Source organism: Streptomyces sp. NRRL B-24572, from assembly GCF_002156145.1.
GTDB lineage: Bacteria > Actinomycetota > Actinomycetes > Streptomycetales > Streptomycetaceae > Streptomyces > Streptomyces vietnamensis.
The window spans coordinates 1-2,170 of record NZ_MWIG01001005.1 but is presented as its reverse complement, the minus strand read 5'-3'; the positions used below and the strand labels follow the sequence as shown (position 1 = coordinate 2,170).

The window sequence follows — 2,170 nt, the reverse complement described above, 5'->3', positions numbered from 1 at the left end:
CGTGGAGACGGGGGCGGCCGCCCCGCCGGCCCGGGGCGCGGCCGGTGTCTCGGCGGTCCTCGAGCAGCTCACGGAGCGGGTCGACCTGCTTCAGATGGCACTGCGGGGCGGGGCGGCCGACGCGCTGCCGCCCGGCCTCGACACGGCCCGGCAGCTGCTGATCGTGCACGACTTCCCGCACGGCTTCGACGACCGGGCGGTCACCCGACTGCGGTACCTCGCCGACGAGGGACCCTCGGTCGGCGTCCATCTGCTGATGGTCGCGGCCCGGGAGGACGCGGCCGCGTACGGGCCGCTGCTCGACCCCCTGTGGCGCTCGCTGCTGCGGCTCACCCCCGTGCCCGACGACCACCTCGCCGACCCCTGGGTCGGTCACGCGTGGTCGTACGAGCCGCCGCTCCTTCCGCCGGGCAGCGCGATCCTCCGTCAGGTCCTCACGCAGGTGGCGTCAGCTCGTTATGGAAAGCGGGTCTGACCTGGTCTTTTGGTGGCCCTTTACCCTTCTCTTTACCTTCCCTTGGTCTTTCGGGTAGTCTTCTTGGTGCGGAGGGGAGTACTCCCCTATGTGCGGCGTACCCGTCAATACGGACGGATCATCATGATCTGATCCCGGGGCGTCGGCCCGGCGGCCCGTCAGTCGCCCGGGTGGAAGAGACCTCCGGCAGCGACGACGTGATCAGTAGCCGTACGACGCCGGAGGCGCAGTGGACGTTTCGATGACCCTGTGGGTCCTGACCATTCTCGGTCTGGGTGCCCTGATCGGTGCCGACTTCTTCATCGGGCGCAAGCCCCATGACGTGTCGGTCAAGGAAGCCGGAGCCTGGACGATCGTCTGGATCGTGCTCGCCGCGCTCTTCGGCCTCGGCCTGCTGGTCTTCGGCAACGCCCAGGCGTCCGGAGAGTTCTTCGCGGGCTACGTCACCGAGAAGTCGCTCAGCGTCGACAACCTCTTCGTCTTCGTCCTGATCATGGCGAAGTTCTCGGTCCCCTCCCACCTCCAGCAGCGGGTGCTGCTCGTGGGCGTGCTGATCGCCCTGGTGCTCCGCGCGATCTTCATCGCCGCCGGCGCCGCGATCATCGCGAGCTTCTCCTGGGTCTTCTACCTCTTCGGCGCGTTCCTGATCTACACCGCCTGGAAGCTCATCCAGGAGGCGCGCTCCGACGAGGAGGAGGACGACTGGGAGGAGAACCGTCTCCTCAAGACCGTCGAGAAGAAGTTCGGCGTCGCCGACCGGTACCACGGCACCAAGCTCTTCATCCGCAACAACGGCAAGCGGGTGCTGACCCCGCTGATGGTCGTCATGCTCGCCATCGGCACCACCGACATCCTCTTCGCCCTCGACTCCATCCCGGCGATCTTCGGCCTCACCCAGGACCCGTACATCGTCTTCACCGCCAACGCCTTCGCCCTCATGGGTCTGCGGCAGCTGTACTTCCTGATCGGCGGCCTGCTCAAGAAGCTGGTCCACCTCAGCTACGGCCTGTCGGTGATCCTCGGCTTCATCGGCGTGAAGCTGGTGCTGCACGCCCTGCACGAGTCCGGGGTGCACGTACCGGAGATCGGCATCCCGTTCTCGCTGGCGGTCATCGGCGGTGTCCTGGCCGTCACCACCGTCACCAGCCTGATCGCCTCCAAGAAGCAGGCACAGCGCGAGGCGGCCGAGGCGACCGACGCGGAGGCGAAGAACAGCGTCGAGGCCTGACGCCCTTCCACGCACGCCGACGGCCGACCGGGTCCCCTCCCGGTCGGCCGCCGGCGTTGTCGCGCTCCGGAACCGCTCAGGCGGCCGCGGGCTCGGGCGTCTGCCGTTCGGATCGGCTCGGAAGGGTCTCCGGGAGCAGGGCGAAGCAGCCGAGGCTCACCAGGGCGACCAGGGTGAGGTAGGCCGCGACGCCCCAGGGCGGGCCCGAGCCGCCGTCGGCTACAACCTGGCGGGCGTCCTGGGCGGTGCGCTGACGCCGATCGTCGCCACCACCCTCTCGGACGGCGGCTCGGGCCCGCCCTGGGGCGTCGCGGCCTACCTCACCCTGGTCGCCCTGGTGAGCCTCGGCTGCTTCGCCCTGCTCCCGGAGACCCTTCCGAGCCGATCCGAACGGCAGACGCCCGAGCCCGCGGCCGCCTGAGCGGTTCCGGAGCGCGACAACGCCGGCGGCCGACCGGGAGGGGACC

The 2,170-nt window shown here is 69.5% G+C and carries 1 protein-coding gene and 2 pseudogenes; 2 read left to right on the top strand and 1 reads right to left on the bottom strand.

All coding sequences use genetic code 11. The features are described 5' to 3' along the window. Both CCN56_RS39450 and CCN56_RS39445 read left to right on the top strand, forming a co-directional pair. Nucleotides 1-475, top strand: a pseudogene (locus tag CCN56_RS39450) (export associated protein); the annotation flags it as partial. A 229-nt stretch (nt 476-704) separates the two neighbouring features. Continuing rightward, complete coding sequence (locus tag CCN56_RS39445) at nt 705-1,703, top strand: TerC/Alx family metal homeostasis membrane protein (RefSeq protein WP_086832407.1); 999 nt, start codon at nt 705-707, stop codon at nt 1,701-1,703. Nucleotides 1,704-1,779: 76 nt separating this feature from the next. Here CCN56_RS39445 and CCN56_RS45365 read toward each other — a convergent pair. After that, a pseudogene (locus CCN56_RS45365) lies at nt 1,780-2,170 on the bottom strand (hypothetical protein); the annotation flags it as partial.